We start from the raw sequence: 26,066 nt of genomic DNA on the forward strand, positions 1-26,066 counted from the left end.
CTCCGCCGGCGACCCGTGCAGTTGAACAGGGTCGCCGGAGGAGCCTTTTCTCTGCCTATCTCACTGCCCTTTTCTCTGCGTCAGTCGCTGACGGTATCGTTGATCCGGACATGACTGCTGCAGCTGAAAACATCGAAGAAGCCACTCCGGGAGCCGACTCACGTGCGGCCGAACTCCTCACCGGACTCAACCCGCGACAGCGCGAGGCCGTTGCCCATACGGGTTCACCGCTCCTCATCGTGGCGGGCGCCGGTTCGGGTAAGACGACCGTGCTGACCAGGCGCATCGCCTATGCTCTGGCCACCGGTCGGGCACATCCCGGTGAGGTCCTGGCGATCACATTCACCAACAAGGCGGCTAAGGAGATGGCTGAGCGCGTGCGCTCCATCGTCGGACCCGCTTCGCGAGCGATGTGGGTCTCGACCTTCCACTCCTCTTGTGTGCGCATCCTCCGCCGAGAGGCCAAGGTGCTGGGCATGAAGACCAACTTCACGATCTACGATGCCCAGGATGCTCAGCGGCTCGTCTCCCAGATCCTCAAAGAACTCGGAATCGACACGAAGAAGTACACGCCTCGGTCGATGCTGCATAGGATCTCCAATCTCAAGAATGACCTGCAGACGCCGGATGACTTCACGCCCCGGCCGAACAACCCTGCTGATGAAGTCCTCGCCGATGTGTTCAGGCGCTACACCTCTCGCCTGCGTCTGGCCAATGCCTTCGACTTCGATGACCTCATCGCCGAGACCGTTCATCTCTTCGGCGCCTTCCCCGAAGTGGCCGATTTCTACCGCAGACGGTTCCGGCACATCCTCGTCGACGAGTACCAGGACACGAACCCGGCCCAATACGCTCTCATCAAGTCCCTGGCCGGAGACGGGGCCGGTGGTGCCACCGGCGCAGAGCTGACCGTCGTCGGTGACGCAGACCAGTCGATCTACGCCTTCCGTGGGGCGACAGTGCGCAACATCGTGGAGTTCGAGAAGGACTTCCCCGATGCGGAGACGATTCTGCTGGAGCAGAACTATCGCTCCACGCAGAACATCCTCGATGCTGCGAACGCTGTGATTTCGAACAATCAGGACCGCAAAGACAAGAAGCTGTGGACCTCGGAAGGCACTGGCGAATCCATCGTCGGCTGGGTAGCGGAGAACGAGCAGTCGGAGGCCCGCTTCATCGTTGATCGGGTCGATGAGCTCATCGACGACGAGAAGTACACCTACGGTGACTTTGCCGTCTTCTACCGCACCAATGCTCAGTCCCGCGCCATTGAGGATGCTCTGGTGCGCTCGGGCATCCCGTACAAGGTCGTCGGAGGCACACGATTCTACGAGCGCAAGGAGATCAAGGACGCCCTCGCGTATCTGCGCGTGGTCGCCAATCCAGATGATGATGTGAACCTGCGCCGTATCCTCAACGTCCCCAAACGCTCCATCGGTGACCGTACTGAGGGCATCGTCGCGGACTTCGCCGATCGTGAGGGCATCAGCTTCTACACGGCGCTGGGGCGTCTTGATGAGATCGTCCATCTGTCTGCCCGGGCGAAGACCTCCGTGTCGAAGTTCTACGACCTCATGCGAGATCTGGCAGCCACCGCCGAGGCTGCCCCGCTGTCGCGCGTCATCGAGGCGATTCTCGAGCAGAGCGGTTACCTCGAGTCTCTGCAGAAGAGCACGGACCCGCAGGACGAGTCGCGTGTCGACAACCTCGCTGAGCTCGTGGCCGTGGCCGAAGACTTCGTCGCCACGCAGGCCCTCGCTGCAACGGGTGATGACGCTGATGAAGCCGACACTGAGACAGAGACAGGCACCGCGGCTGTTTCCGAAGTCGCGTCTGAGGCTGCCTCCGGTGATGCTGAGTCCGAATCGGCTGTGAGCAGAGATGTCGAGGGTGAAGCCCAAGCTGCCGGTGGGAGCTCTGAGGACGATGCGGATGTGCAGAGTCCAGCCAGTGCTGCGGCCGGCAATTCGTCGATCGAGGCCTTCCTCGAGCAGGTGGCGCTGGCCTCCGACACGGATCAGATCCCCGATGCCGAACTGGGACAGGTCACGCTCATGACTCTGCACACAGCAAAGGGTCTGGAGTTCCCGGTCGTCTTCCTCACCGGCCTCGAGGACGGTGGCTTCCCGCATGCCCGTTCCTTCGAGAATCCCAATGAGCTCTCAGAAGAACGTCGTCTTGCCTATGTGGGTCTGACCCGAGCCCGGCAGCGTCTGATCGTCACTCGCGCGGAGACGCGCAGCATGTGGGGCCAGCCGCAGTACAACCCACCGAGCCGGTTCCTCTCCGAAATTCCCGAGAATCTCATCGAATGGGAGAACACCGGCACCTTCTCATCCAGCGTCGGCGGCGGCTTCTCGTCCGGCGGCTATGGAGGGGGCGGCCATGGCTACAGCGGCTCGCGCGGCAGCGGATTCGGTTCCTCTCGTGGATCGGGCGATTCGTCTCGCTCACGCTCAGGGGCCGCGAACTCCTCGTCTCCTGTGGCCGGTTTCCCGAATCGGATCCGGCCCAACCGAGAGGTCATCACCGTGTCGGTAGGCGAAAAGGTCTCACACGAGTCCTTCGGCCTCGGCACCGTGACAGAGGTCAACGGCGTCGGAGACAAGACTGTGGCAGTCGTCGACTTCGGCTCGCTGGGAACGAAGCGTCTCCTGCTGCGCTATGCCCCCATCGAAAAGCTCGGCTGAGATAGCCGCGACGGGGAGACTCCCACTCCCACTCTTCCGACCGTGTGCCGACCTTCGGCTCGCAGGCCTGCAGTCTTACATCAGGCCTGCAGTCTTACATCGGGCCTGCAGACATCAATAAAGCGCCGAGGTGAAAATACATTCACCTCGGCGCTCCTCCATGCCAGACGCGGCGATGGATTTAAAAGTCAGTCGTTGCCAAGTTTTCCGTCGACTCCGTCGCGACCCTGGTTAATCTGGTCTTCGAACTTGCCGCCGGTCTTGTCATTGGCGAAGTCAGTAGCCTTATCAAGACCCTGATCGCTGAACTCTTCACCCTTGTCGCTATTCATGGCGTCCTTGGCTTTGTTTGTAAGATCGTCGAGTCCCATACTGTCTCCCTTCAATGGAAAAGGTTCTTCCGAACCTTCTTACACCACTCACCCTGCCACTTAATCTGCTCTGGTGTAACCGAACCTTCGGGTTTCTCAGGGAATGCACAAAGTGACCGAAATTCGACTGTCGGTAGCTTCAGCGTGACTCCGGAACAACGAACGCCAACGCCACGAGAACCAGCGCGAAGAACAGGCCCGTTCCGATGTCGACGCTCTTCGACCGGTTGGTCCAGACCTCGTCCCAGGGCGGGGGCATCGCACGCATCGTCGCCAGCCCAGCCGGCACGACGGCCATGACGATCGCGCCGAGACGGAAGTCGATGATGGTGCATGCGGCCGCAGTCAAGATGCCCAGCAGACAGCCCAGGAGAGCCCAGTCGCGGAGCACGGGGTTCGAGTAGCGCCGTTTCCAATAGATCCAGCGCTTGGCGATCGGTCCTCGCCCACGCCTGGCATGGCGTGGTGGATGGGCCCTCGTCTTCTCAGTGGAAGAAATGGCGACTCCCGGTCAGGTACATGGTGATCCCCGCCTTCTCGGCCGCTTCGACGACCTCATCATCGCGGATCGAGCCACCCGGCTGCACAATCGCACTGATACCGGCATCGATGAGGATCTGCAGTCCGTCGGCGAAGGGGAAGAAAGCATCCGAGGCGGCCACGGCGCCGGTGGCCCTCTCCTCCCCTGCACGTTCGACAGCCAGCTTCGCCGAGTCGACTCGGTTGACCTGGCCCATGCCCACGCCCACGGACGCGCCGTCCTTGGCCACGAGAATGGCGTTGGACTTCACTGCACGGCAGGCCTTCCAGGCGAATTCCAGATCGGCCAGGACCTCGGCGGTCGCGGCTGTGCCTGCGGCCAGGGTCCAGTTCTCCGGGGCATCACCGTCGGCCTGGAACGCATCCCGGTCTTGGAGGAGGAACCCGCCGGTGATCGGTTTGATCTCCGCAGGTGCGAAGTCGACGTCGCCGAGTTCGAGCAGGCGAAGGTTCTTCTTGCTCGACAGCAGCTCCAGTGCTTCGGCAGAGAAGGAAGGTGCGGCCAGACACTCGGTGAAGATCGGCTTGATCGAGGCAGCCAGCTCGACATCGACCTCGCGGTTGGTCGCGATGACACCACCATAGGCGGACAGAGAGTCGCATTCGTGGGCTGCCTTGTGTGCGGCGGCCGCAGTATCAGCCACAGCGATTCCGCAGGGGTTGGCGTGTTTGATGATCGCCACCGCCGGACGGTCGAAGTCGAAGGCCGCGCGGATCGCAGCATCGGTGTCCGTGTAGTTGTTGTAGGACATCGCTTTGCCGCCCAGCAGCTTCGCACCGGCGATTCCACGGGTGCCATCGGAATACACTGCCGCTGCCTGATGAGGGTTCTCGCCGTAGCGCAGGTCCCTCAGCTTCTCCCCGGTCACACCGGCGAAGGCGGGCTTGCCCGCGGCCGATGCTGCATCCTCGGCTTCTGCCTCCTGCGCACCGGAAGTGAGTTCGGTGGCGAACCAGGAAGCAACGGCCGTGTCATAGGCAGCAGTGTGGGCGAAGGCGCGAGCGGCGAAACCTCGCCTGGCGTCGAGATCGAAGCCCTGTCCCTGTGCCGCTTCGATGACAGCAGGGTAGTCGCTGGGATCAGTGATGACGGAGACGCTCGGGTGGTTCTTCGCCGCTGCCCGCACCATGGAGGGTCCTCCGATGTCGATCTGCTCCACACAGTCGTCGAAGCCGGCTCCGCTGGCCACGGTTTCAGCGAAGGGGTAGAGGTTGACGATGACGAGGTCGAAGGGCTCGATCTCGAGCTCGTCGAGCTGGCTCATGTGATCCGGCTTGCGCGAATCGGCGAGGATGCCGGCGTGGACTCGCGGGTGCAGTGTCTTCACCCGGCCTTCCAGGCATTCGGGGAATCCTGTCAGCTCTTCGACCTTCGTGACCGCAGCGCCTGCCTCGGCGATCTTCGCTGCTGTCGAACCGGTGGACACGATCTGCACACCGGCGGCTTGCAGTCCGCGGGCCAGGTCCTCCAATCCCGATTTGTCGTAGACGCTGACGAGCGCTCTCTTGATCGCGCGGGTTCCTGTCACAAGTCCTCCTTGAAGGCTCGATTGCCGTTTCGTGCGGTTGGTGTGTGGGTCAGGTTGGGGACGCCGAGGTGGCATATCCGCTGACATGCCGTCCATCGATGACGAGGTCGTGATGGGCGAGGTGGGTGAGGAGGCGGACGAGTTCGGCTCTCTCCTGAGTTTTGATGCGTTCGTGCACCGTGTCTTCTGTGTCCTCGTCGTCGACGGGAACCGCGAACTGGGTGATGATCGGGCCCGTATCGACCCCGGAGTCGACGAGGTGGATGGTGCCTCCGGTGATGCGCACGCCGTGGGCCAGCGCATCACGGACTCCGTGGGCGCCGGGGAACGCCGGCAGCAGAGCCGGATGTGTGTTGATGATCCGGTTGTGAAAGGCCGCAATGAAATCCTGTCCGAGGATCCGCATGAATCCTGCAGAGATCACCCAATCGGGCGACAGGTCCGCGACGACATCGCGCAGATGGAGGTTCCAATCCTCACGACTTGCGCAGTCCTTGGGTCGCACGACGAAAGTGGGGATCGAATGGGCTTTCGCCCGGTCGAGCACACCCGCCGTCTGTGAGTCGGAGCCGACCCCGACGATCTCGACTCCACCCTCCGATTCGGCGAATGCGTCGATGACTGCCTGCGTGAGGGTACCCGAGCCGGATGCCAGAAGAACGATGCGCACGGACCCATTCTAACGTTTGAATCATCTGCTGTCGGTCGCGGGCCGAAAGAACGCGGACGCTGACCTCCGTCAAGGCTTTTGCCAGTGGACTGTGACAAACTATTGCTGTGACGTCACCAAACAATACTGAAGAGAAAAGCGCGCCCACTCCCGATGAGGAGAAGCAGGCCGCGCCCGCTCGACACGGCCTGGTCCTGATCCTGCTGATCCTCGCCTCGGTCCTGACGTTCACGTATCCGCTTCCGTTCAAGGTCGCGGCGATCGCATTCGCCATTGCCGCCATCGTGTGGTCAATCCGCTACATCATCGCTGTGGTCAGGACGAAGCAGAAGCGCAACATGTCCCTGGGTATTCTGGGCGGCCTGCTCAGCCTCTACCTCATCTTCTCGACGCTCTCGTCCGTTGTCCTCTGGCCAGTCCAGTCGAAGTATGAGGAGTGCGTACGCGATGCCATCACGCAGCAAGCCCAGCTCTCCTGCACGACGGAATATCAGACCGGCCTCGGCGATTGGTTCAAGCAGCTGACCGGCCAGGAACTGCCCGGAACGAACTGAGGCCTCCTCCGACCGAATCCGCGGTCATCCGGCTCGCCTCTCCCCCTCGGGGCCGACGCAGGGCTTCGCACCCAGCCGTCGGACCCGGCTCAGTCTTCGCCGTCCGACCCGGCTCAGTCTTCGTCAGAGCTCAGTCTTCGCCTGAATTGTCGGCGCTTCGTTCATCGGCGATGTGACCGAACGGCTCGTCGTCGATACCGTCTTCCTCATCGGCGGCCCTGGTTCCGGCCTGCATATCCGAGAGCCTGATCAGGAGCAGACCCCCGGCCGTCCCCAGCGCCACCCATGCGGTGATGACCACCGCAGATGTCAGCGGCGAGGGCCCGAACGTCGAAAGGCCCACGGGCCCCATGGCCCCTTGAGCGAAGATCGCAAAGACCTGGAGCACGACGAAGAGCTTGACTGCCGCAGTCGCCAGACCGGGCCATGAGGCCAGCATCACCAGGCGGGCATGATCTCGCCCGAGGATGACGCTGAGGATTCCGAGCAGTACGAGCAGCACCGGCGCCGCGTTCGTCCACTCTGGGTAGTCCCCGATCAGCAGCTGAAGCACCGGAACGTGCGGAACTGGTCCTGCCGCAGCATGGAACACCGAGCTCAGGGCTCCGTCTCCCACGCTCACACCGGTGCCTGCGATCCAGGACAATGAAGCGAAGAGGATTCCCGGAGCGAAGAGGATCTGGATGAGCAGCAGACCCACACCGGCTGACAGCGGGGAGCTGTAACCCTGCAGCGATTGGGCCAATTCGTTCCATCTCAGCACGATGCCGACGGAGATGACGAGGACCGAGAGGAATGCGGCTCCCCAGAGGAGTCTCTTGACCAGACGGGCCCCTGAGTCCCACACCTCGCTGTCGAGATCCTGCAACCGCGGGATGTCGTCGACACCGCGGACCCACAGGAAACCGGCCGCCGAGGCGGACAGCAGCATGAGGGCAAGTCGGAAGAAGCCCGATGGCGCCAGCGTCCCCTCCCCCACCACAAGAGCCAATACGCTCAGGGGTACGGCATAGGCGACGGCGTAGGTCGCCAATGCGAGAAGGACCTGCTTCCACCGGGATGCGTCCAGGCCATCGGCGTCATCGGGATCTGCTTCTGTGAAGCGCGCGACCAGCCGCTTGGCACCTGCAGCGAAGAAGAACCACACGCCCAACGTGACCAGGCTCGGTGCCAGAGAGAAGTCGAACCCCATCGTCGACACGCTCAGTCCGTGGACGACGCCCCACAGGGCGAACGCCCACTCCGGGATGATCGAATACGGCAGCTGTGAGCCGAGTCCGATGATCCAGAAGACGGTGGCGACGACGAAGGCTGCAGGAACGGCGATGAGGTCGATTCGCAGTGCCTCCAGGAGTCCCAACAGAACTGGATGGCGATGGGTTCGAGGGTGAGGAGAAGTGTGCATCTCTCTCATTTTCGCTGACTCGGCGCCTTCATCCTGGTATTGACCGCGCGATTCTCCGCAGTGGGAAGTACAATTGCGCCAGGACACGCTTGTAGACAAGAAGGATGCAGCCAACGATGAGCAACGGGAACGACGAACCGAATTTCCCGCCACCTCCCAAGAACCCACCCGAGAACAACAGAACGGGATCGGGTTCGGAGACGTCGGCGGACAACAGCACTGGTGATTCGGTGGACACAGGCAGCTCCGGCTCGCAGGCACCTGCTCGCGGTCCCGAACAGGCTCCGTCCTACCGCGACGACCAGGCTCCTCCATTCGCTGCAAACTCTCAGCCCAACAGCAAACAGCCCCCTGGACCCGAGCAGCCCCAGCCTCCGCGCCCCGAGGTGCAGCAGGCCAGCTCTCATCAGGCTCCGAACTACAACGGCGGACACCAGCCAGACGGCCAGCAGCAGCCCGGTCAGTACCAGGGTGGCCAGTACCAGGGCGGCCAGTACCAGGGCGGGGCACCTTACTCCGGCGGTCCGTACCAGTCAGGCTCGGCACAGAATTCGCCCTATCAGTCCGGCCAGCCAGGGCAATCGGCTCAGCCGAGTCCATCCGGCCAATACCAGACCGGTTCGGGCCCTAACGGACAGCGGACGGGCTCGGGCCCCGGCCAGTCCCAGGCGATTCCACAACCGGCGCCAGCTCCTGGATTCGCCGGCTCTGCAGCCACCGCTACGCGTGCCGACGCCAACCCCAAGAAGAAGAGCAGGATGCCTCTCTTCATAGCTCTGGGTTCTGTGGCGCTCGTCATCGTTCTCGTCCTCGTTGGGTTCCTCGTCGTCAACACGGTCAATAAGAACAACTACGGCCCCGACAAGGTAGCCGAGGACTACGTATCGGCTCTGAGCAAGGGCGACTTCGCTGCAGCTGAGAAGATCGCGCCCTCGCCTCGTCCGGAAGGAACGAATCTGGACCTCCTGTCCAAAGACTTCACCGACGCGTCCTCGGCGAAGGTCGAGAATGCAAAGGTCGAGTCCTCGAACGTCGATGGTGACAAGGGCACAGTCGTCGTCTCCTACGATCTCGACGGTTCCAAATACAACGTTGAGCTGAAGGCGAAGAAGGATGGCAAGCAGGATCTCTTCTTCGACAAGTGGTCGCTGACCGGGCCTGCGCTCAACGTCATCGCGCTCGACATCCCTGCATCTGATGGCCTCAGCGTCAATGGCAACGACTACAAGGCGAAGGCGGGCACCACCTCATTCGCCGTATACCCGGGCAGCTACGATTTCTCGATCCCCAAAAGCAAGTGGGTCGGTGAAGCCAAAGACACTGCAGCGGTGAATTTCCCGCAGGCCTTCGCTCCGGGTGATAAGCCGAACAACGAAGAGGTGGCTCCGACGACGCTCAATCTTGATCTCGCACCGACCGGTGCCTTCCAGAAGGAAGTTCAGAAGCAGGTCGAGAAGGAGCTCAAGAAGTGCTTCGACAACAAGGACATCAAGCCCAAGTGCAAGTTCATCAAGTTCGATCCGACTGAGATCCCTGTCGGCGGCTCCGATAAGAAGCTGGCCGATCTGGCGAAGAAGAACACCGCAGAGTGGGACATGAAGGACATGCCGGAAGTTGAGGCCAGCTTCGGTTCAGGTGACACGAACACCGGTTCGTTCTTCACCAAGAAGCCGGGCAAGTTCGACTTCACTGTGCAGGGCCAGAAAGCCGGTTCCTCGTACTTCTCCAACGGCAACACGCTGTCGGTCTCCGGCAGCGTGAAGATCAGTGGAGATAAGCTCTCGGTAGAGTTCTTCGACTTCTGATTCGATTCGTCGATGACGTTCGTCACCGTTCTCGCCGAGGTGGTCCCACCGCGGTGAGAACGCGCAGCAAGGAGGGCCTGAGTTCTGCAGAACTCAGGCCCTCCTTCATGTCGTCGTCAGCTCATCGAGGCCCGGACAGGAGCCGGCACTCGCGCTGCCCGTTCGAACCAGGACCCGGCCGCCATCACAAGCTCATCGGCGAAGCGACGTCCCGAGATCTGGGCGCCGATGGTGCGCCCGTCCTTCGTGTAGCCGGCCAGGACGGTGCCCGCTGGCTGTTCCGACATGTTGTAGGGCATGGTGAAGCCGATGTGTCCCATCGGTTCGTCGGCCTTCGGGTAGGGCATGGGCTGTTCGGCTGGAAACGCTGCATCGGGTGAGACGGGCGAGATGACAAGGTCGTAGGCTGCGGTGGCTGCCACGCTGCGACGTCTGATCTCCTGCACGCTGTGGTAGCACTCCATGAGGCGCAGTCCCGTGACGTCGGCACCTCCCTGGGCCCATTGCTGGATGTAGGGCAGGATGAGTGCCTGTTCCTCCACCGGCAGGGCATGGAGGTCACTCCATGAGCGCACACGCCAGAACAGGTCCATATCTCTCAGCAGCTCATCATCGATGAACGGGGTGACGGTGTCGACGACGGCTCCGGCTTGTGCGAAGCGGTCAGCAGCCTCGGCGATGGTGGACGCGATCTCCGGGCTGACGGGCTCTCCGCATCCAGCATCGAGCTGGAGTCCGATCTTCATCCCCTTCGGGTCGAAGTCGGAACGGTCGGAGGCCTCGTCGGCGGCGACTGGCAGGCTGGAGTAGTCACGGTCGTCGGGGGCGGAGATGACGTCCATCGCGGCCTTGACGTCGGCCATCGTTCTGGCCAGCGGCCCGGCGCACCGGCCCATGTACGGGGCGTCGAGCGGAACCCGGCCGAAGCTGGGCTTGAGGCCTGCCAGTCCCAGCCAGGTGCAGGGCAGACGGATCGAGCCGCCGATGTCGGAACCGATGTGGATGGGGCCGTAGCCGGCAGCGGCGGAGGCACCGGCGCCCGCGCTCGATCCGCCGGTGGTCAGGCTCGGATCAAGGGGCGAGCGGGTGATGCCGTGCAGTGAGGAGACGCCGGAGGAGAGCATGCCCCAGTCGGGCATCGTCGTCGATCCGATGATGACCGCGCCGGCTTCTTCGAGGCGCTGCGTGATGGGGGCGTCGTGAGTCGACACCGGCACCTCGACCCAGGCATGTCCGCTGGGCATCGGCACTCCACTGCGTGCGATGTTCTCCTTGATCGTGACCGGGACCCCGTCGAGGGGACTGAGAGATCGGCCCTCGCGCCAACGGGTGGCGCTGGCTTCAGCCGCAGCTCGGGAGCGCTCATCGTCGCGGTGGTGGAGGGCGTTGATGACGGGTTCGCATTCATCCATCCGATCCACGACTGCGCAGAGGACCTCGAGTGGGTCGAAGTCTCCTGAGGTGTAGCCGCTGGTCATGGCTACTGCTGTGTGGTCGGCAAGCGTGGTGTGGCTCATCTGCCGTCCTTTCTTCTGTGGCATCTTGAGGTCAGTGGCGCGGCGGCGGGTTCAGGTGGCTGAGGCGAGCGCTCCCGCCAGGCTGGGGGTGGCCGCGATGAGGCTGCGGGTGTATTCCTCACGCGGGTGGGCGTAGATGTCCTCAGTCGACCCTGATTCGACGATGTGCCCGTCTTTCATGACGATGACGTCAGAGCACAGGTGCTTGACGACCCCGAGGTCGTGGGAGACGAAGAGCAGAGTCAGCGCGTAGTCATCGACGAGGTCGGTAAGCAGGTTGAGGACCTGGGAGCGCACGGAGACGTCGAGCGCGGAGACGGGCTCATCGGCGACCAGAATCTGCGGCCGGGTCACCAGCGCCCGGGCGATCGAGATCCTCTGTCGCTGCCCGCCGGAGAATTGGTGCGGATAGCGGCGCATCGCCTTCGTGTCCAGATCCACGGCCAGCAGCATCTCCTCGACCCTGGCAAGCCGCTCTTCTCGTGCGGTACCGCGGGCAACGAGGGGCTCGGAGACGATGTCTTCGACCCGCATGCGGGGATCGAGGGAGGCGAAGGGGTCTTGGAAGACGATCTGCAGATCGTCGCGCAGCGATCTCAGCGCCGATGAGCTCGCCGATTCCACACGGATGTCGCCGACCCGCACACGCCCCGCGGTCGGACGATCCAATCCGGAGAGGAGATTGAGCAAGGTCGATTTGCCCGACCCCGACTCCCCCACGATTCCCAGGCGCTGCCCGGAAGCGACGCTGAAGGTGATGTCATCGAGTGCGCGAACCGGGGATCGTCGCCGCAGCAGCAGACCGCGCGATCGGAAGTGCTTCGAGACTCCGCTGACATCGATGAGCGGTGCGGATCCGTCGCCTGTGGATGTTTCCCTCGCCGAGGCGGGTGCCGGCTCTCGCACATCGGCTGGCCCGTCGGCAGCGGACTGCTCGTCCTCGTCGTCCGACCCTGCTTCGTCAATCGGTCCGGCCCCGTCAACCGGTCCGGCGTATGACAGCGCAGTCTTGAGAGTGAAGAGCTTCCCGTGCGCGTCGGTGGCATCGAGGTCAGAGGAGGCCAGCAGTCCGCGAGTGTATTCGTGCTGTGGGTCGGTGAAGATCTGCGTCACGCTGCCGGTCTCGACGATGCGACCGGCGTACATGACAATGACCCTGTCACAGACTCCGGCGACGACGGCCAGGTCGTGGGTGATGAAGAGCAGTCCTGCCTGCACTGTGGCAACGCGTTCGGAGATGAGATCGAGCATGTGCTTCTGCACAGTGACGTCGAGTGCGGTGGTCGGTTCGTCGCAGATGAGCAGCCGCGGCGAGTTCGCCAGAGCGATCGCCAACATCACGCGCTGTCGCTGACCGCCCGACATCTGGTGCGGGTAGGCGTAGCGGGCACTGTTCGGATCGGGCAAGTGCACGCTTGTCAGCAGGTCGAGGACTCGTCCTGGAATGTCACCGCGGGCCACTTCACCATGGATGCGAAGCACCTCGGCGATCTGGTCGCCGATGCGCATCAGCGGGTTGAGTGCGCTCATCGGCTCCTGGAACACCATGGACACGAGGTCCGAACGCATCTTGGCGAGGGTCCTCTCCTTCGCATCAAGGATGTTTCCGGCAAAGCCCTGGAGCGACACGGTGCCCTGTGCCTGCAGCTCTTCGGGCAGCAGTCCCATCACTGACTGTGCCGTCAGTGACTTTCCCGACCCTGATTCGCCGATGAGTCCGACCCTCTCACCGGGAGCCAGGCTCAGAGACACGTCGTGGAGAACAGGTGCCTCGGCGCCTGTTGGGGTGATGGTGAGGTTGCGGACCTCGAGCAGGTTCTCAGCCATTGCCGCGAGCCTCCATCTTCGGGTCGAATCGGTCGCGGAGTCCGTCGCCGAGGAGGTTGAACCCGAGCACGGCGAGGGCGATGAACAATCCAGGCCACAGCGCCAGCAGCGGCTGAGTGGACAGGAACTGCTGGGACTCCTGCAGCATCCGCCCCCAGGACGGCACGGGAGCCTGCGTGCCCAGTCCCAGGAAGGACAGGCCAGCCTCGGCGAGGACGGAGATCGCGAATGCCACAGAGGCCTGCACGATGACCATACCGGCGATGTTGGGCAGAACGTGGACGATGGCGATCGCCGGGGCGGTTCGGTTCGAGGCCTTGGCCGCGCGCACATATTCGGAGCCGAGCACCTGCATCGTGCCCGAGCGGGCGACGCGGGCGAACCCGGGGATCGCAGCGATTCCCACGGCCACCATGGCCGGCCCCGTGCCCGGTTGGTAGACGGCGGCGAAGACGATCGCCAGCAGCAGCGCAGGGAAGGCGAGCAGGATGTCGTTGGCGCGCATGATCACCGCACTCAGCCACACACCCCACGGGTACTGTGCGAAGACCGCGGCGATGATGCCGATGGGTGTGCCGATGAGCACGGCGATGCCGACGGCCACTATTCCGACCATGAGGGTGATTCGGGCACCGTACATGATCCAGGTCAGAGTGTCGCGGCCGAATTTGTCGGTGCCGAAGGGGTGCTCGGGGCTCGATGGCTGCAGCCGTGCGGCCGGATCGACTGCGCTGGGACCGTAGGGTGTCCACACGAAGGACACGAGTGCGAGCGCGACGATGAGGAGAATGAGGATGGCACCGATGATCATCGAGGCGTTGAGCCGAAGCTTCGTGCGACTGCCCCGATCCACAGAGGCATCCCCCGCCGAGGTGGTGCCCGGGATCTCGCTCATGACGCGTTCCTGATCCGAGGGTCGACGATCGGATACAGCACGTCGACGATGAGGTTGATGATGAGCACGAGGAGGACGAGGACCATGACGATTCCCTGGACTGTGACAAGGTCGCGGTTGGCCACGGCTCGGACGAGTTCGGAGCCGATGCCGGGGATGACGAAGATCTGTTCGATGATGACGGCACCGACGAGGAGCGTCGCGAGCTGAACCCCAGCCACGGTGATGACGGGGATGGCGGCATTGCGCAGTCCGTGGACGAACAGGGCCTTGGTTCGGGTCAGGCCCTTGGCCCGGGCGGTGCGGATGTAGTCCTCACGCATGACGTCGAGGACCGCCGATCTCACGTACCGGGTGAGGATCGCGGCCTGGACGAGTGCCAGAGACACGACGGGCAGCACCAGACGGAGGAGGAACCCGCCGAATCCTTCGACCGGGGCCATCCACCCCTGGGAGGGGAACCAGCCGAGCGTCAGGGAGAAGATGATGACGAGGATGATGGCGGCCAGGAAGTTCGGCACGGCGATGCCGATCTGGCTCAGCGCGGAGATCGTGACTCCGATCCAATTGCGCTGTTCAAGGGCTGCGAAGGTGCCGAGGGGAACGGCGATGACGATCGCGAGAACGATCGCGGCGATGACGAGGATCGCGGTGACCTGGACGCTGCCGACGATGACCGGAGTGATCGCGGCACCGGTCACGTATGAGGTTCCGAAGTCGCCGCCGAGCATGCCCACGACCCAATTGACATAGCGGATGATCGGCGGCTGATCGAGACCGTACTGAGCTTCGAGAGCAGCTACCGCATCAGGTGTGGCGTTCGTTCCCAGTGCGACCTGCGCGGCGTTGCCGGGCAGGATGCTCATGAGTGCGAAGACCACCACCGAGGCGACGATCAGCGCCAGAACGAATTGGATCGCACGGCTGGCCACATAGGTGATCATGGGTGAGGGTACTTCAGTTCCAGCTCAGATCCGCGATCCGGAATGAGTCGGAGACCCTGTTTGCGGGGATTCCGGCGACATCGGATTTGGCGATGACGAGGTTCGGGAACAGGAACAGGAAGTCCGAGGCTGCGTCTTCGGTGATCGTCTTCGCAATCTCCTTCATCCCTGAGACATATTCCTCTTCCGTGCCGGTGTCGGCCTTCTCTGCGATCTTCTTGGTCTTCGAGTCGTCGTAGCCGATGTAGTAGTCGTTGGAGAAGACGGTGAGGATGTCACGGGGTTCGGCATGGTTGATCACCGACATGTCGAACTGGTGCTCGGTGAAGGTCTTATCCAGCCAGACTGCGGGGAATTCCTGCGTCTCGATATCGGCCTTGAGCCCGACCTCGGCAAGCTGTGCGGACACGATCTCAGAGATCGCCTTCGCATACGGCAGGTTCGGCACAGTGAAGGCGAACGTCTCCCCCTCGATGCCTGCTTCCCTGACGAGGTCCTTGGCCTTCGCCGGGTCGTAGTCCCAGACCTTTGTCAGATCCTCGTAGTACGGATCTGTCGGCGGGACCATTGAGCCGATGAGCTCCCCATAGCCGGCCCATGCTGTGTCGAGGACTGCCTTGCGGTCGATGGCATGCATGACCGCCTCGCGCGCCTTCTTGTCTTTGAAGATGCCCTTCGCGTTGTTCATTGAGAGCACGACCTCACCGTTCGTGGTACCGGAGATGATCTGATAGTCGCCGCTCTGGAATTCGCCGGCCAGTTCTGGAGCCTGCAGATTGGAGACGACGTCGATCTCTCCCGATTTCAGGGCGTTCGAGGCCGAAACGGCGTCTTTGAAGTATTTGAACTGGACCTTGTTGACTGCAGGCTTCTCACCCCAGTAGTCGTCGCGTGCTGCGAAGTCGATCGACTGACCGCGGCTGAATTTCTCGATGGCGAAGGGTCCTGTGCCGATGGCTTCGTTGGCCAGGTCGTCGGTTCCTTCGGTGTCGAAGACGGCCCCGACGAGGCTGGTCATGTTGAACAGCCACGTGTTCGAGGGCTTCTTGAGTGAGATCTTGACAGTGAGGTCATCCGGGGTCTCGATTGAGTCAACAACGTCCATCTTGGACTTCAGTGCGTTCTTCCAATCCTTCTGCACTCGTTCATAGGAGAACTTCACGTCCTCGCTTGTGAGGTCTGCGCCGTTGGAGAACTTCACGCCCTTCTGCAGCTGGAAGGTGTAAGTCTTGCGGTCCTCGGACACGTCCCAGTCCTCGGCCAGGCCCGGTTGGATCTCTCCCTCACCGTCGACGCGGACGAGAGATTCGTAGACGTTCTCCATCAGTGCCTCGGGGATGGCGATTCCCGAGGTGGAGGTGAAGTCGAGATTGACGGGTTCAGCGGTGAAGGCGATGGTCATCGAGTCCTTCTTCGCCTGCTCGCCGGAGTCCGAAGCTCCCGCCGAACAGCCTGCCAGGAACAGGCTCGAGGCAACCACGGCTGCCATCCACGAACTGACACGCGGAGTCTTCATCGCTCTCCCAATTTCACGAACCCACACTGGCTCATTCGTCTTCTCTGGCCGTCGTTGCACCGAAATGCACCGGCATCGCCAGTTTAGCGGAAGTTCTCACCGGCTGAAGCGCCGGAGTTCATATCGTGGAAAAGCGAACAAGCAGACTCCGGTACCTGTCCGGAGCCCGACGAGCCGGTCTCAGAGCCCTGTCTGTGCGGCGAGGGCTGCTGCGAGCTTGTCGAAAGCGACCCTCCGGTGTGACCGAGAGTTCTTCTCCTCAGGTGTCATCTGCGCCGCACTGATGTCGCCCCCGTCGGGAACGAAGATCGGGTCGTAGCCGAACCCGTGTTCTCCCGATGGGCTCGTGGCCAGACGTCCTGGCATGACTCCCTCGGCTGAGAATTCGCGGCCGTCGGGAGTGACTGCTGCGGCAGCACAGCGGAACTGCGCCCCGCGATGTTCGCTGGAGATATCCGACAGCTGGGCGAGCAGCAGCTCGAGGTTGGCCCGATCGTCCCCGTGCCGGCCCGACCATCTGGCGGAGAAGATTCCCGGCGCCCCGCCCAGAACGTCCACGGCAATCCCTGAATCATCGGCGATGGAGGTGTGGCCTGTGGCCTGCGCTGCGGCCCGTGCCTTGATCAGGGCGTTCTCTGCGAAGGTGACTCCGGTTTCCGGGATGTCACCGAGACCTGCCTCGGCGGCGGTCATGACATGGGTGTCCTCCCCTAACGCGGGGAGAAGGATCGCGAGGAGTTCGCGTCTCTTCCCATCGTTGTGGGTGGCCAGCACGAAGGTGGTCATTTGCCCAGAACCTCGGTCTGGATGCGGGTGAGGTCGGTGCAGCCCTTGGCTGCGAGATCGAGCAGGCGGCCCAGTTCCTCACGGTCGAAGGGAGCGCCTTCGGCGGTGCCCTGGACCTCGACGAACGCTCCGCTGCCGGTCATGACGACGTTCATATCGGTATCGGCACGCGAATCTTCGACGTAAGGCAGGTCGAGGACGGGCTCACCGTCGATGATGCCGACGCTGATCGCGGCGATCGAGTCCTTGATCGGGTTGTTCGCGGCTGGGATGATTCCCGTTGAACGACCCTTGTCGATCGCGTCGGCCAGTGCCACGTAGGCGCCCGTGATCGATGCGGTTCGGGTGCCGCCGTCGGCCTGGAGGACATCGCAGTCGAGGACGAGGGTGTTCTCGCCGAGCTTCTCCAAGTCGATGACGGCACGCAGGCTCCGGCCGATGAGGCGCGAGATCTCATGTGTGCGACCGCCCAGTTTGCCCTTGACGGACTCACGGGTGTTGCGCGAGTCGGTGGCGCGCGGCAGCATCGCGTATTCGGCGGTGACCCAGCCTCGGCCCTGGCCCTTGAGCCAACGCGGCACGCCAGCGGTCAACGAAGCCGCAACCAGAACGCGGGTGTTGCCGAATTCCACGAGGGCGGATCCTTCGGCGGTGTTGATCCAATTGCGGGTGATGGTCACTTCGCGGAGTTCATCGGCGGTTCGTCCGTCTGCGCGCACTGTGTGCCTCTTTCGGTAGTCGGTGCTGGTCTTTGCTGGTCTGGTCGGTGGGACTTCAGGCGGGTCTTTCAGTGGGCCAATCGGCGTCGATCGCCGCGATGCGTCACACGGTCCAACTGTTGCCCGGTTTGGCCAGTTCGATGGGCCCACGGTATTCGCGGGCGGCTTCGCCACGGACGATGGAGCAGTCCGTCCAGGAGGGAATGTGAGTCAGGACGAGGGATGTGGCATCTGCGGCCTGAGCGACTCGTCCAGCACGTTTGCCGGTGAGGTGGATGCCGCGAGCGCTGTCGCGGTCTTCCTGAAAGGCAGCTTCGCAGAGGAACAGGTCTGCTCCACGGGCCGCGTCGACGAGGTTGTCGCATTCGTCACTGTCACCGGAATAGGTGATCACCGAGCCTTTGGCATCTGTGATTCGCAGGGCGTAGGCCTCAACCGGGTGGTCGACGAGGAAGGATTCGATCTGCAGGCTTCCCACCTGATGGCTGGTCCCGTGGTCGAGCTCGGCGAAGTCGAAGGCATGGCTGAGGTCAGTGTCGTGTGCGCTGGCGGCGACTGGGGACTTCCCGGGGTCCGTGTAGTAGGCCCGGGTCAGTCGTTCTTGTGCGCCGGCCGGGGCGAGGACGTTCGTCCTCGTGCGGATCGATCCGGTGTCGGAGATGTTGCCGTTGAAGAACCTCGGGTCGTAGCAGCGCTTGACGTACAGCCCGGTCATGTCCATGCAGTGGTCGGGGTGCAGGTGGCTGAGCACGACCGCGGTCAGCCCATCCGTGTCGACGGCGCGCTGCAAGGGGCTCAGTGCCCCGGAACCGAGGTCGAGCACGATGCGCGTCGGTGATTCCTCGTCGGTTTCGATGAGGTAGCAGCTGGCTGCCGAGTTGGGCCCGGGGAAGGAGCCGGCCGTGCCGATGGCAGTGAGTTTCATTCGTCGTCGTCCCCCGGCAGATCGCTGAGCAAGGTGGTGGTGAGTCGGTCCTGAATCCAGGTCACGAAGTCATACAGGGTCAGTGTCAGGTCTTCGGACTCGTCAAGGTCGTCTCGGTGAGCATATTTCTCCTCTTGAGCTTCCTCCGTGTCGATGCCCATGCGAACGGCCAGGACCAGGCGCAGGTCGTTGAGGCCCTTCATCCAGGCCAGAACCTCATCGTGGCTCAATGCGATCGAGGGGCCCTTGGCCAGACCGTTGAGGACGATGCGCACGTTATGGGCCTTCGCCTGCTGGAGGTCGAACTCGGTGAGACGCCGGAACTCCTGCGAACGTTCCTCGTCGAGCGGGTCGACGTCGGGGAAGAGGCGCAGCAGGGCCGGGTCCTGTGGCCGTGGTCGGTCGACCAGTCCCAGGCGGGCCTCCCAGTTCTCCGAATCGGGACGGCCGTCCTCGTTGTCGTCTTCTGCCAGGAGTGCTGCCAGGTCGGTGAATACGGTGAGCATGAGGGATCGTTCGTTGTCCTCGAGTTTGAGGACGACATCGTCCCCACGAGCGTCAATTGCTGCCATATGTCAGTCGGATCCTGTTTCAGGTTGGCACGCGGCCCACAAACCGTACTCGTGCATGGCTTGGGTGTCCCTCTCCATGGCTTCACGTCCGCCTGTGGCAACGACGGAGCGACCGTTCTCATGGACTTCAAGCATCAGCGAATGCGCCTTCTCCGTCGAATATCCGAAGTAGGCTTGGAAGACGTAACTGACGTAGCTCATGAGATTGACGGGGTCGTTGAAGACGACGGTCTTCCATGGCTTTGCCTGTTCTGTCGCCGGTCGAATGTCGACATCCGGCTCCAGAACTGGAGTCGTTGGATTGCTCACGTTTCCACCTTACGGCAGAACACTGACGCTGTCGTGACGTAGTATCGCGCCTATGAGTGATCTCACACGGTCCGGTTCGACGGCTTTCTACACCGATCAGTACGAATTGACGATGGTCCAGGCAGCCCTGGAATCAGGCGCCGCTCACCGCAGAAGCCTGTTCGAAGTCTTCGGCCGCAGCCTGCCTGCCGGTCGGCGCTACGGAGTCGTTGCCGGCACTGGCCGCATCCTCGAGATGCTGCGGGACTTCCGTTTCGGCGACGAGGAGCTCTCGTTTCTCAGTCGTGAGCAGATCGTCGATTCGAAGACCATCGACTGGTTGGCCGACTACTCCTTCTCCGGCAGCATCCGCGGGTACGCGGAGGGCGAGATCTACTTCCCGGGTTCACCGCTGATGACGATCGAATCCACCTTCGCAGAGGGAGTCATCCTCGAGACGCTCATCCTCTCGGCGATGAACTATGACTGTGCGGTCGCCTCGGCGGCCTCGCGTATGGCCCAGGCTGCTGGAGATCGGCCCTGCGCGGAGATGGGCGGTCGCCGCACCAACGAACATGCCGCGGTCGCCGCTGCGCGCGCGGCCGTCATCGGCGGTTTCGCTTCGACGTCGAATCTCGCAGCCGGCCTCAGGTACGGCCTGCGCACGATCGGCACCTCTGCTCATTCCTTCACTCTGCTCCACGATTCGGAGCAGGAGGCCTTCGCCGCTCAGCTCAGATCCTTGGGTACCGACACGACGCTGCTCTTGGACACCTACGACGTCGAGGAGGCGTTGGCCACCGCTGTGCGCCTGGCCGGGGAGAACCTGGGCGGGGTGCGCATCGACTCGGGCGATCTGGTCGAGCAGGCCAGCGAAGTCCGTGCCGGCCTCGACCGCCTCGGCGCTCATGATACGACGATCACGGTCACCAGCGACCTCGACGAATATGCGATCGCTGCACTCGCTGCCTCCCCTGTCGATTCCTACGGCGTCGGAACTCGAGTGGTCACCGGTTCGGGTGCGCCCGCCGCGGGACTCGTGTACAAGCTCGTGGCTCGTGCCGACGAGTCGGGGGCATGGACCTCGGTGGCGAAGAATTCCATCGGCAAACCCTCGCGCGGAGGACACAAGGACGCTCTGCGCCTCATCGATGGTGCGATCGCGGTCGAAGAGGCCGTCGGCATCCCCACTCTGCCGAACGATCTCGGCGATGGCCGATCGTTGACCGTTGACCTCGTCGTCGACGGTGAGATCGACGAATCCTATATCGGTGCCGCCGGAGTCACGAAGGCCTGCGCTCGACATGATGAGTCCTTGGCCGAGCTGCCACGTTCGGCGCGTCGCATGCAGGACGGCGAACCGGCGATCCCCACGGTTTTCTATCCCAAATGACCGGGGCCGGACCCAGCTGAGCTGAGGTCGGCCTGTCGCACTCCAGAATCACTGGTCAGGGCTGAGATCGGCCCGTCTCATCTGAGGTCTCCCCACTGAGTCGCTCAGGCGTCATTTCTTGCCGACGAACCAGCCCTGCAACTTCTTGATCCGAGCGTGGATCTGTTCCTGGGTCGCCTGTGCCACTGCGGGACCTCCGCACGCTTTGCGCAGCTCGACATGGACTGTCGCGTGTGGTGTTCCCGTGCGGCGCGACCAGGCGCCGACGAGGCTCTGGAGCTGATTGCGCTCCTCTTTCATCGCCCGGTGGTCGAGTTCGCTGATCTCGGGTTCTGGTGCCGGTGGTGCCGCATCAGTCTTCCGTTTCGCCTGACGCGCCTGTTGGGTCCGCAGCAGCTCGTGGACCTGGTCGGGTTCCAGAAGTCCGGGTATGCCGATGAAGTCGAGCTCATCCTCGGAGCCGATCGCTCCGCCTGTGCCGAACTCGCCACCGTCGAAGAGCACCCGGTCGAAGAGCGCCTCGGCGCCCAGCGCCTCAAACGAGCCCAGCTGGTCCGAGGCTCCCTCTTCGCGATTCGCCTGCTCCATAGCCTGGTCGTCGAAGACGACGACATCGTTCTCGTCCTCATTCTTCGGCCGGTCGAGGGCGTGGTCACGTTCTACTTCCATCGTGTTGGCCAGAGCAAGCAGGATCGGGACGGAGGGCAAAAACACAGAGGCCGTCTCGCCGCGTTTGCGTGCACGCACGAAACGGCCGATGGCCTGAGCGAAGAAGAGCGGAGTCGCCGAGGAGGTCGCATAGACCCCCACACACAGTCGCGGCACGTCAACGCCTTCGGAGACCATACGGACGGCAACCATCCATCGGTCGGTGGAGTTCTGGAACTTCTCGATCCGCGCCGAAGCTCCTGCTTCGTCGGAGAGGACGACCGTGGGTGCTTCGCCCGTCAGTTCGCGCAGCACCTTGGCGTAGGCTCGAGCGTTGTCCTGGTCCGTGGCGATGACGAGGCCTCCGGCGTCGTGCACGGTCCGCCTGACCTCTGTCAGTCGTCGGTCGGCTGCCTTGAGCACGGCTGGGATCCAGTCGCCACCGGGGTCGAGCGCAGTCCTCCACGCCTGAGAGTTGATGTCCTTCGTCGTCTCTTCGCCGAGCACGTGGGACATCTCATCGCCGGCCCGGGTCCGCCAGGACATGGCACCGGCATAGGCAAGGAACAGGACGGGTCGGACGACGGAGTCCTTGAGAGCCCGCCCATAGCCGTAGGAATAGTCGGCCACCGAGGTGCGGATGCCGTTCTCGTCCGGAGCATAGGTGACGAATGGGATCGGCGAGGTATCCGACCGGAAAGGGGTACCGGTCAGGGAGAGCCTGCGCACAGCGGGGCCGAACGCCTCCCGTACTGCATCGCCCCATGACAGCGCATCGCCTCCGTGGTGGACCTCATCGAGGATGACGAGGGTGCGGCCCGCCGCAGTGCGATTGTGGTGCAGCACCGGCTTTGCGGCCACCTGCGCATAGGTGATGGCCACACCGTGATAGCCGGGAGCGTGCTTGCCCTGGGCGTTCTTGAAGTGCGGGTCGAGTTTGATGCCGACGCGGGAGGCGGAATCAGCCCACTGCACCTTGAGGTGTTCTGTGGGTGCGACGACGGTGACCCTGTTGACGACTCGCTGCGCCAACAGCTCGGCGGCGACTCGCAGAGCGAATGTCGTCTTGCCTGCGCCCGGTGTCGCAACCGCGAGAAAATCCTTCGGCTGATCCCGAAAGTACTGTTCCAGGGCTTCAGCCTGCCAGGCGCGCAACTTTCCGGCCGTTCCCCAAGCAGCACGCTCGGGAAAGGCCGGTGGCAGTTGTTCGGCGGCGGATGTCCCTGGGAGACGTTCCGCGGCCATTTACTCCTTGGGTCCTTCAGACATGGTGGAGTAGATCTCTTTGCAACGCGGGCATACAGGGAACCGCTCGGGGTCTCGGGTAGGCACCCACACCTTTCCGCACAGGGCGATCAGCGGTGTGCCCGTGACCATGGATTCCATGATCTTGTCTTTGGGTGCGTAGTGGCTGAAACGTTCGTGGTCTCCGGGTTCAACAAGTTGTTCGGACTGCTCACGCTCGATTGTTGCTGAACCACCTGATGCTGGATAGGTCATGGGTCCATTGTAGTTCCCTAGAATGAGTGCCATGGACAGAACCCACGAGGATTCCCTCACAGAACGCTATCGCGAACTCAGCGACGATATTGCCGCCGCGGTGGCTGTGATCTCCGCCAGACGCGGCAATGCCTTGCACGCGATCACCGTCGACTCGTTCCTCGACGTGTCCTACGATCCGCCGACGATGGCAGTCAGCATCTATGGCGGGTCGCGCATGATGGAGACGCTGGAGACAAGTGAGCATTACGCCATCTCCTTGCTCAACTCATCACAGCGAGACATCTCCGAACGCCTCGGCGCGTCCGGACAACCCCTCTACGGTTCGCTCAAAGGCATCGATACTTTTCCTGCGCCCCACTCGGGTCAGCCAGTCCTCACGAATGCGATCGCCTGGTTCGAGCTGCGGACCACGAAGATCCTCGAAGTGGCAACACACAGCCTCGTCGTCGGGGAGGTCGTATCTTTGGGAGCCGGCGCGAACAGCAGCAAGGACAAACCGCTGCTGAGGTGGCGCAAGGCATACGGATCGATCGGGCCCCGCTGACCTGCGCTGCTCGGGCCAACGACAGCGGCCCTCCGAGCTCTTGACGGCTTCGTGCGAAGCTGTCTGAGAGTCGGAGGGCCGCGGTGCGCTGCTTGCGCCCGGAGGCTGACTGTGCCTTGTCTATCTTGGCCTTGCCGCTGAGGTCAGACGACGCCCTGTGCGAGCATCGCTTCAGAGACTCGGATGAAGCCGGCGATGTTGGCCCCGGCGACGTAGTCACCGGGTGAGCCGAACTCCGCGGCCGCAACGGCGCAGCTGTCGTGCACGTCTCCCATGATCTCGGCCAGACGAGCTTCAGTGAAGTCGAAGTCCCATGTGTCGCGGCTGGCGTTCTGCTGCATTTCCAAGGCGCTGGTGGCCACGCCGCCGGCGTTGGCCGCCTTGCCGGGCGCGAAGAGCACACCGGCCTCGGAGAAGGTCCTCACCGCCCCTGGCGTACAGGGCATGTTCGCACCTTCTGCGAGAGCGATGACGCCATTGCGGACGAGAGTCTTCGCCGACTCCTCATCAAGTTCGTTCTGCGTAGCGCAGGGAAGCGCGACGTCGACCTCGATGTCCCAGACGTTGCCGCCTTCATAATACTTGGCACGGCCACCGCGTTCGTCGACGTATTCGGAGATCCGACCGCGTTCTTCGAATTTGATGCGCTTGACGATCTCCGTATCGATACCATCAGGGTCATGGATGAACCCGCCGGAATCGGACATGGTGATGACGGTACCGCCGAAGGCCTCGACCTTCTCTGCTGCGAACACAGCGACGTTGCCAGATCCTGAGATCGAAACAGTCCGTCCGTCAATGTTCTTCTTAGCTGCGGCGAGCATGTCCTTGAGGAAGTACACGACGCCGAAGCCTGTTGCTTCGGTGCGGACCATGGAGCCGCCGTAGGACAGACCCTTGCCAGTGAGAACCCCGGCTTCGTACTCGTTCTTCATCCGCTTGTACTGCCCGAACAGGTAGCCGATCTCCCTCCCGCCGACCCCGATGTCGCCAGCCGGGACGTCACGGTATTCGCCGATGTGGCGGGAGAGCTCAGTCATGAATGACTGGCAGAAGCGCATGACCTCGAGGTCGCTGCGCCCCTTCGGGTCGAAGTCCGAGCCGCCTTTGCCTCCGCCAATGGGCAGACCTGTGATGGCGTTCTTGAAGATCTGTTCGAAGCCGAGGAACTTCACGATTCCCAAGTTCACCGATGGGTGGAAGCGCAGACCGCCTTTGTAGGGGCCAAGAGCAGAGTTGAACTGAACTCGGAATGCTCGGTTGATCTGCACGACTCCCTGATCGTCGATCCAAGGCACCCGGAAGATGATCTGCCGTTCTGGTTCGCAGAGGCGTTCGAACGCTGAGAGTTCGAGGTATTCGGGGTGTTTGTCAACGACAGGGCCCAGGGAATGGAGAACTTCCTGTACCGCCTGATGAAACTCCGACTCTCCGGGATTGCGATGGAGCACAGTATCGAAGATTGGCTGCAGTGATGGATGTAAGCTCATGGGATCAACTTACCGTGAGCCGGATAACATGAGCTTATACGCCCGAATAATGGACACTACGGTGTTGGGGCGCACATTTGATATAGTGCGAGTTTCGGAAATTCGCGTTGTCGAAACCATTAGGCGTTTAGACTCGACATATGGAATTAGAAGATGTCTGGCCGCCTTTTGCCTTGAGAATCAGGTGCGGCGATATGGAATTGTCACCGGTGCGAGAGTCCGACTATCCGGAATTGGCCGTCATCGCGAACGGCGGTGTGCGCCGGGACGACAGACCAGTCTTTCTCATCAATTGGGATTCAGGTTCTCGTGAGGAAATAGCGCGGTCAATCGCACAATACCAATGGAGCACACGGGCGAACTTCCGAGTCGATGAGTGGACGGTTGAGTTCACCGTCAGAATCGACGGCCGAGCAGTCGGTGTACAGGGGGTCAGCTCAAAAGACTTCGTCCGCACCCGGTCAGTCTCGACAGGCTCGTGGCTGGCCCTGCACGAGCAGGGCAAGGGCTACGGCACCCAGATGCGAAGGACAATCGTCACGGCGTTTACCGACCATTTCGATGCCGCCGCATTTCATTCCGAATACTTCGAGGGCAATGATGCGAGCCGCAGAGTCTCAGAGAAGCTCGGGTACTCCCCCAACGGAGTCAAGACCACCATCGCACAGGACGGGCTTGCTCACCCCGAACACCATATGATTCTGGCAGCTTCGGACATCGTCCGGGGACCGGATCCCATCCAGGTCGCCGGCGCCGAGGTGGTTCGCCGGTTCCTGGGACTCGACACTGTGTGAGCACCGCCCAACCCCACGGGCATGAATACAAAAAAAGGGGGCCACCCCGCAACACACGAGACAACCCCCAACAAAACCCCGCAACAGGGCATGAATACGAGAAAGGGGCCACCCCACAAAAGTGGAATGACCCCAAACCCG

General features: G+C 62.6%; 24 protein-coding genes. 6 read left to right on the top strand and 18 right to left on the bottom strand.

The annotated features are described in order from the left end of the window. Positions 1 to 110 precede the first annotated feature (110 nt). A complete protein-coding gene (locus tag JTF07_RS10320; protein WP_204234130.1) occupies positions 111 to 2,690 on the top strand; it encodes a UvrD-helicase domain-containing protein in 2,580 nt (859 codons plus the stop codon). A gap of 188 nt (positions 2,691 to 2,878) precedes the next feature. Here the strand turns inward: JTF07_RS10320 and JTF07_RS10325 are convergent, their stop codons facing one another. The 4 genes from JTF07_RS10325 to purN all read right to left on the bottom strand — a co-directional run bounded on the left by JTF07_RS10325 (position 2,879) and on the right by purN (position 5,800). Beyond that, on the bottom strand, positions 2,879 to 3,061 hold the full coding sequence (locus tag JTF07_RS10325) for an antitoxin (RefSeq protein WP_143921033.1): 183 nt from the start codon (positions 3,059 to 3,061) through the stop codon (positions 2,879 to 2,881). A 139-nt stretch (positions 3,062 to 3,200) separates the two neighbouring features. Beyond that, positions 3,201 to 3,452 carry a hypothetical protein gene (locus JTF07_RS10330; RefSeq protein ID WP_213018722.1) on the bottom strand — a complete coding sequence of 84 codons (252 nt, stop codon included), beginning with the start codon at positions 3,450 to 3,452 and terminating at the stop codon, positions 3,201 to 3,203. A 94-nt stretch (positions 3,453 to 3,546) separates the two neighbouring features. Then, positions 3,547 to 5,130 (bottom strand): bifunctional phosphoribosylaminoimidazolecarboxamide formyltransferase/IMP cyclohydrolase, encoded by a 1,584-nt coding sequence (purH, locus tag JTF07_RS10335; RefSeq protein ID WP_204234131.1) that lies wholly within the window; start codon positions 5,128 to 5,130, stop codon positions 3,547 to 3,549. A 49-nt stretch (positions 5,131 to 5,179) separates the two neighbouring features. After that, entirely contained in the window at positions 5,180 to 5,800 is a 621-nt protein-coding gene (purN, locus tag JTF07_RS10340; RefSeq protein ID WP_204234132.1) for a phosphoribosylglycinamide formyltransferase, read from the bottom strand. A gap of 107 nt (positions 5,801 to 5,907) precedes the next feature. On the opposite strand from purN, the gene JTF07_RS10345 reads away from it, so the two are divergent. Further along, positions 5,908 to 6,354 carry a hypothetical protein gene (locus JTF07_RS10345; RefSeq protein ID WP_204234133.1) on the top strand — a complete coding sequence of 149 codons (447 nt, stop codon included), beginning with the start codon at positions 5,908 to 5,910 and terminating at the stop codon, positions 6,352 to 6,354. A gap of 130 nt (positions 6,355 to 6,484) precedes the next feature. On the opposite strand, the gene JTF07_RS10350 is transcribed toward JTF07_RS10345, so the two are convergent. Next, complete coding sequence (locus JTF07_RS10350; RefSeq protein ID WP_204234134.1) at positions 6,485 to 7,759, bottom strand: cell division protein PerM; 1,275 nt, start codon at positions 7,757 to 7,759, stop codon at positions 6,485 to 6,487. A 116-nt stretch (positions 7,760 to 7,875) separates the two neighbouring features. On the opposite strand from JTF07_RS10350, the gene JTF07_RS10355 reads away from it, so the two are divergent. After that, positions 7,876 to 9,564, top strand: coding sequence for a zinc ribbon domain-containing protein (locus JTF07_RS10355; protein ID WP_204234135.1), 1,689 nt, complete (start codon positions 7,876 to 7,878; stop codon positions 9,562 to 9,564). Between the two features lie 116 nt (positions 9,565 to 9,680). Here JTF07_RS10355 and JTF07_RS10360 read toward each other — a convergent pair whose 3' ends face one another. The 10 genes from JTF07_RS10360 to clpS all read right to left on the bottom strand — a co-directional run bounded on the left by JTF07_RS10360 (position 9,681) and on the right by clpS (position 19,574). After that, positions 9,681 to 11,081, bottom strand: a complete 1,401-nt coding sequence (locus tag JTF07_RS10360) for an amidase (protein ID WP_204234136.1) — start codon at positions 11,079 to 11,081, stop codon at positions 9,681 to 9,683. Between the two features lie 51 nt (positions 11,082 to 11,132). Further along, on the bottom strand, positions 11,133 to 12,908 hold the full coding sequence (locus JTF07_RS10365) for a dipeptide ABC transporter ATP-binding protein (protein WP_204234137.1): 1,776 nt from the start codon (positions 12,906 to 12,908) through the stop codon (positions 11,133 to 11,135). Beyond that, positions 12,901 to 13,803, bottom strand: a complete 903-nt coding sequence (locus tag JTF07_RS10370; protein ID WP_204234138.1) for an ABC transporter permease — start codon at positions 13,801 to 13,803, stop codon at positions 12,901 to 12,903. Before JTF07_RS10370 ends, JTF07_RS10365 begins: the two co-directional genes overlap by 8 nt. Next, positions 13,800 to 14,747 carry an ABC transporter permease gene (locus JTF07_RS10375; protein ID WP_204234139.1) on the bottom strand — a complete coding sequence of 316 codons (948 nt, stop codon included), beginning with the start codon at positions 14,745 to 14,747 and terminating at the stop codon, positions 13,800 to 13,802. Before JTF07_RS10375 ends, JTF07_RS10370 begins: the two co-directional genes overlap by 4 nt. 13 nt (positions 14,748 to 14,760) lie before the next feature. Further along, the gene (locus JTF07_RS10380) at positions 14,761 to 16,263 is read right to left on the bottom strand and encodes an ABC transporter substrate-binding protein (protein WP_204234140.1); all 1,503 of its coding nucleotides are present in this window, start codon (positions 16,261 to 16,263) and stop codon (positions 14,761 to 14,763) included. 180 nt (positions 16,264 to 16,443) lie between these two features. Next, entirely contained in the window at positions 16,444 to 17,049 is a 606-nt protein-coding gene (rdgB, locus tag JTF07_RS10385; RefSeq protein ID WP_204234141.1) for an RdgB/HAM1 family non-canonical purine NTP pyrophosphatase, read from the bottom strand. Next, complete coding sequence (rph, locus tag JTF07_RS10390) at positions 17,046 to 17,768, bottom strand: ribonuclease PH (RefSeq protein ID WP_204234142.1); 723 nt, start codon at positions 17,766 to 17,768, stop codon at positions 17,046 to 17,048. The genes rdgB and rph overlap by 4 nt, the downstream gene beginning before the upstream one ends. Positions 17,769 to 17,871: 103 nt before the next feature. Continuing rightward, positions 17,872 to 18,693 carry an MBL fold metallo-hydrolase gene (locus tag JTF07_RS10395; protein WP_204234143.1) on the bottom strand — a complete coding sequence of 274 codons (822 nt, stop codon included), beginning with the start codon at positions 18,691 to 18,693 and terminating at the stop codon, positions 17,872 to 17,874. Further along, complete coding sequence (locus JTF07_RS10400; protein WP_143921018.1) at positions 18,690 to 19,265, bottom strand: DUF2017 family protein; 576 nt, start codon at positions 19,263 to 19,265, stop codon at positions 18,690 to 18,692. Before JTF07_RS10400 ends, JTF07_RS10395 begins: the two co-directional genes overlap by 4 nt. A gap of 3 nt (positions 19,266 to 19,268) precedes the next feature. Beyond that, positions 19,269 to 19,574, bottom strand: coding sequence for an ATP-dependent Clp protease adapter ClpS (gene clpS / locus JTF07_RS10405; protein WP_143921017.1), 306 nt, complete (start codon positions 19,572 to 19,574; stop codon positions 19,269 to 19,271). 52 nt (positions 19,575 to 19,626) lie between these two features. On the opposite strand from clpS, the gene JTF07_RS10410 reads away from it, so the two are divergent. After that, positions 19,627 to 20,946, top strand: coding sequence for a nicotinate phosphoribosyltransferase (locus tag JTF07_RS10410; RefSeq protein WP_204234144.1), 1,320 nt, complete (start codon positions 19,627 to 19,629; stop codon positions 20,944 to 20,946). Positions 20,947 to 21,057: 111 nt separating this feature from the next. Here the strand turns inward: JTF07_RS10410 and JTF07_RS10415 are convergent, their stop codons facing one another. Next, complete coding sequence (locus JTF07_RS10415; RefSeq protein WP_204234145.1) at positions 21,058 to 22,839, bottom strand: DEAD/DEAH box helicase; 1,782 nt, start codon at positions 22,837 to 22,839, stop codon at positions 21,058 to 21,060. Beyond that, positions 22,840 to 23,127, bottom strand: a complete 288-nt coding sequence (locus tag JTF07_RS10420; protein WP_252199686.1) for a DUF3039 domain-containing protein — start codon at positions 23,125 to 23,127, stop codon at positions 22,840 to 22,842. On the opposite strand from JTF07_RS10420, the gene JTF07_RS10425 reads away from it, so the two are divergent. Continuing rightward, positions 23,126 to 23,641, top strand: coding sequence for a flavin reductase family protein (locus JTF07_RS10425; protein WP_204234146.1), 516 nt, complete (start codon positions 23,126 to 23,128; stop codon positions 23,639 to 23,641). The genes JTF07_RS10420 and JTF07_RS10425 overlap by 2 nt on opposite strands. Positions 23,642 to 23,784: 143 nt before the next feature. Here JTF07_RS10425 and gdhA read toward each other — a convergent pair whose 3' ends face one another. Next, a complete protein-coding gene (gdhA, locus tag JTF07_RS10430) occupies positions 23,785 to 25,131 on the bottom strand; it encodes an NADP-specific glutamate dehydrogenase (protein ID WP_143921013.1) in 1,347 nt (448 codons plus the stop codon). Between the two features lie 194 nt (positions 25,132 to 25,325). On the opposite strand from gdhA, the gene JTF07_RS10435 reads away from it, so the two are divergent. After that, entirely contained in the window at positions 25,326 to 25,925 is a 600-nt protein-coding gene (locus tag JTF07_RS10435; protein WP_204234147.1) for a GNAT family N-acetyltransferase, read from the top strand. Positions 25,926 to 26,066: the final 141 nt, after the last annotated feature.

The organism is Brevibacterium sp. RIT 803 (assembly GCF_016892625.1).
GTDB lineage: Bacteria > Actinomycetota > Actinomycetes > Actinomycetales > Brevibacteriaceae > Brevibacterium.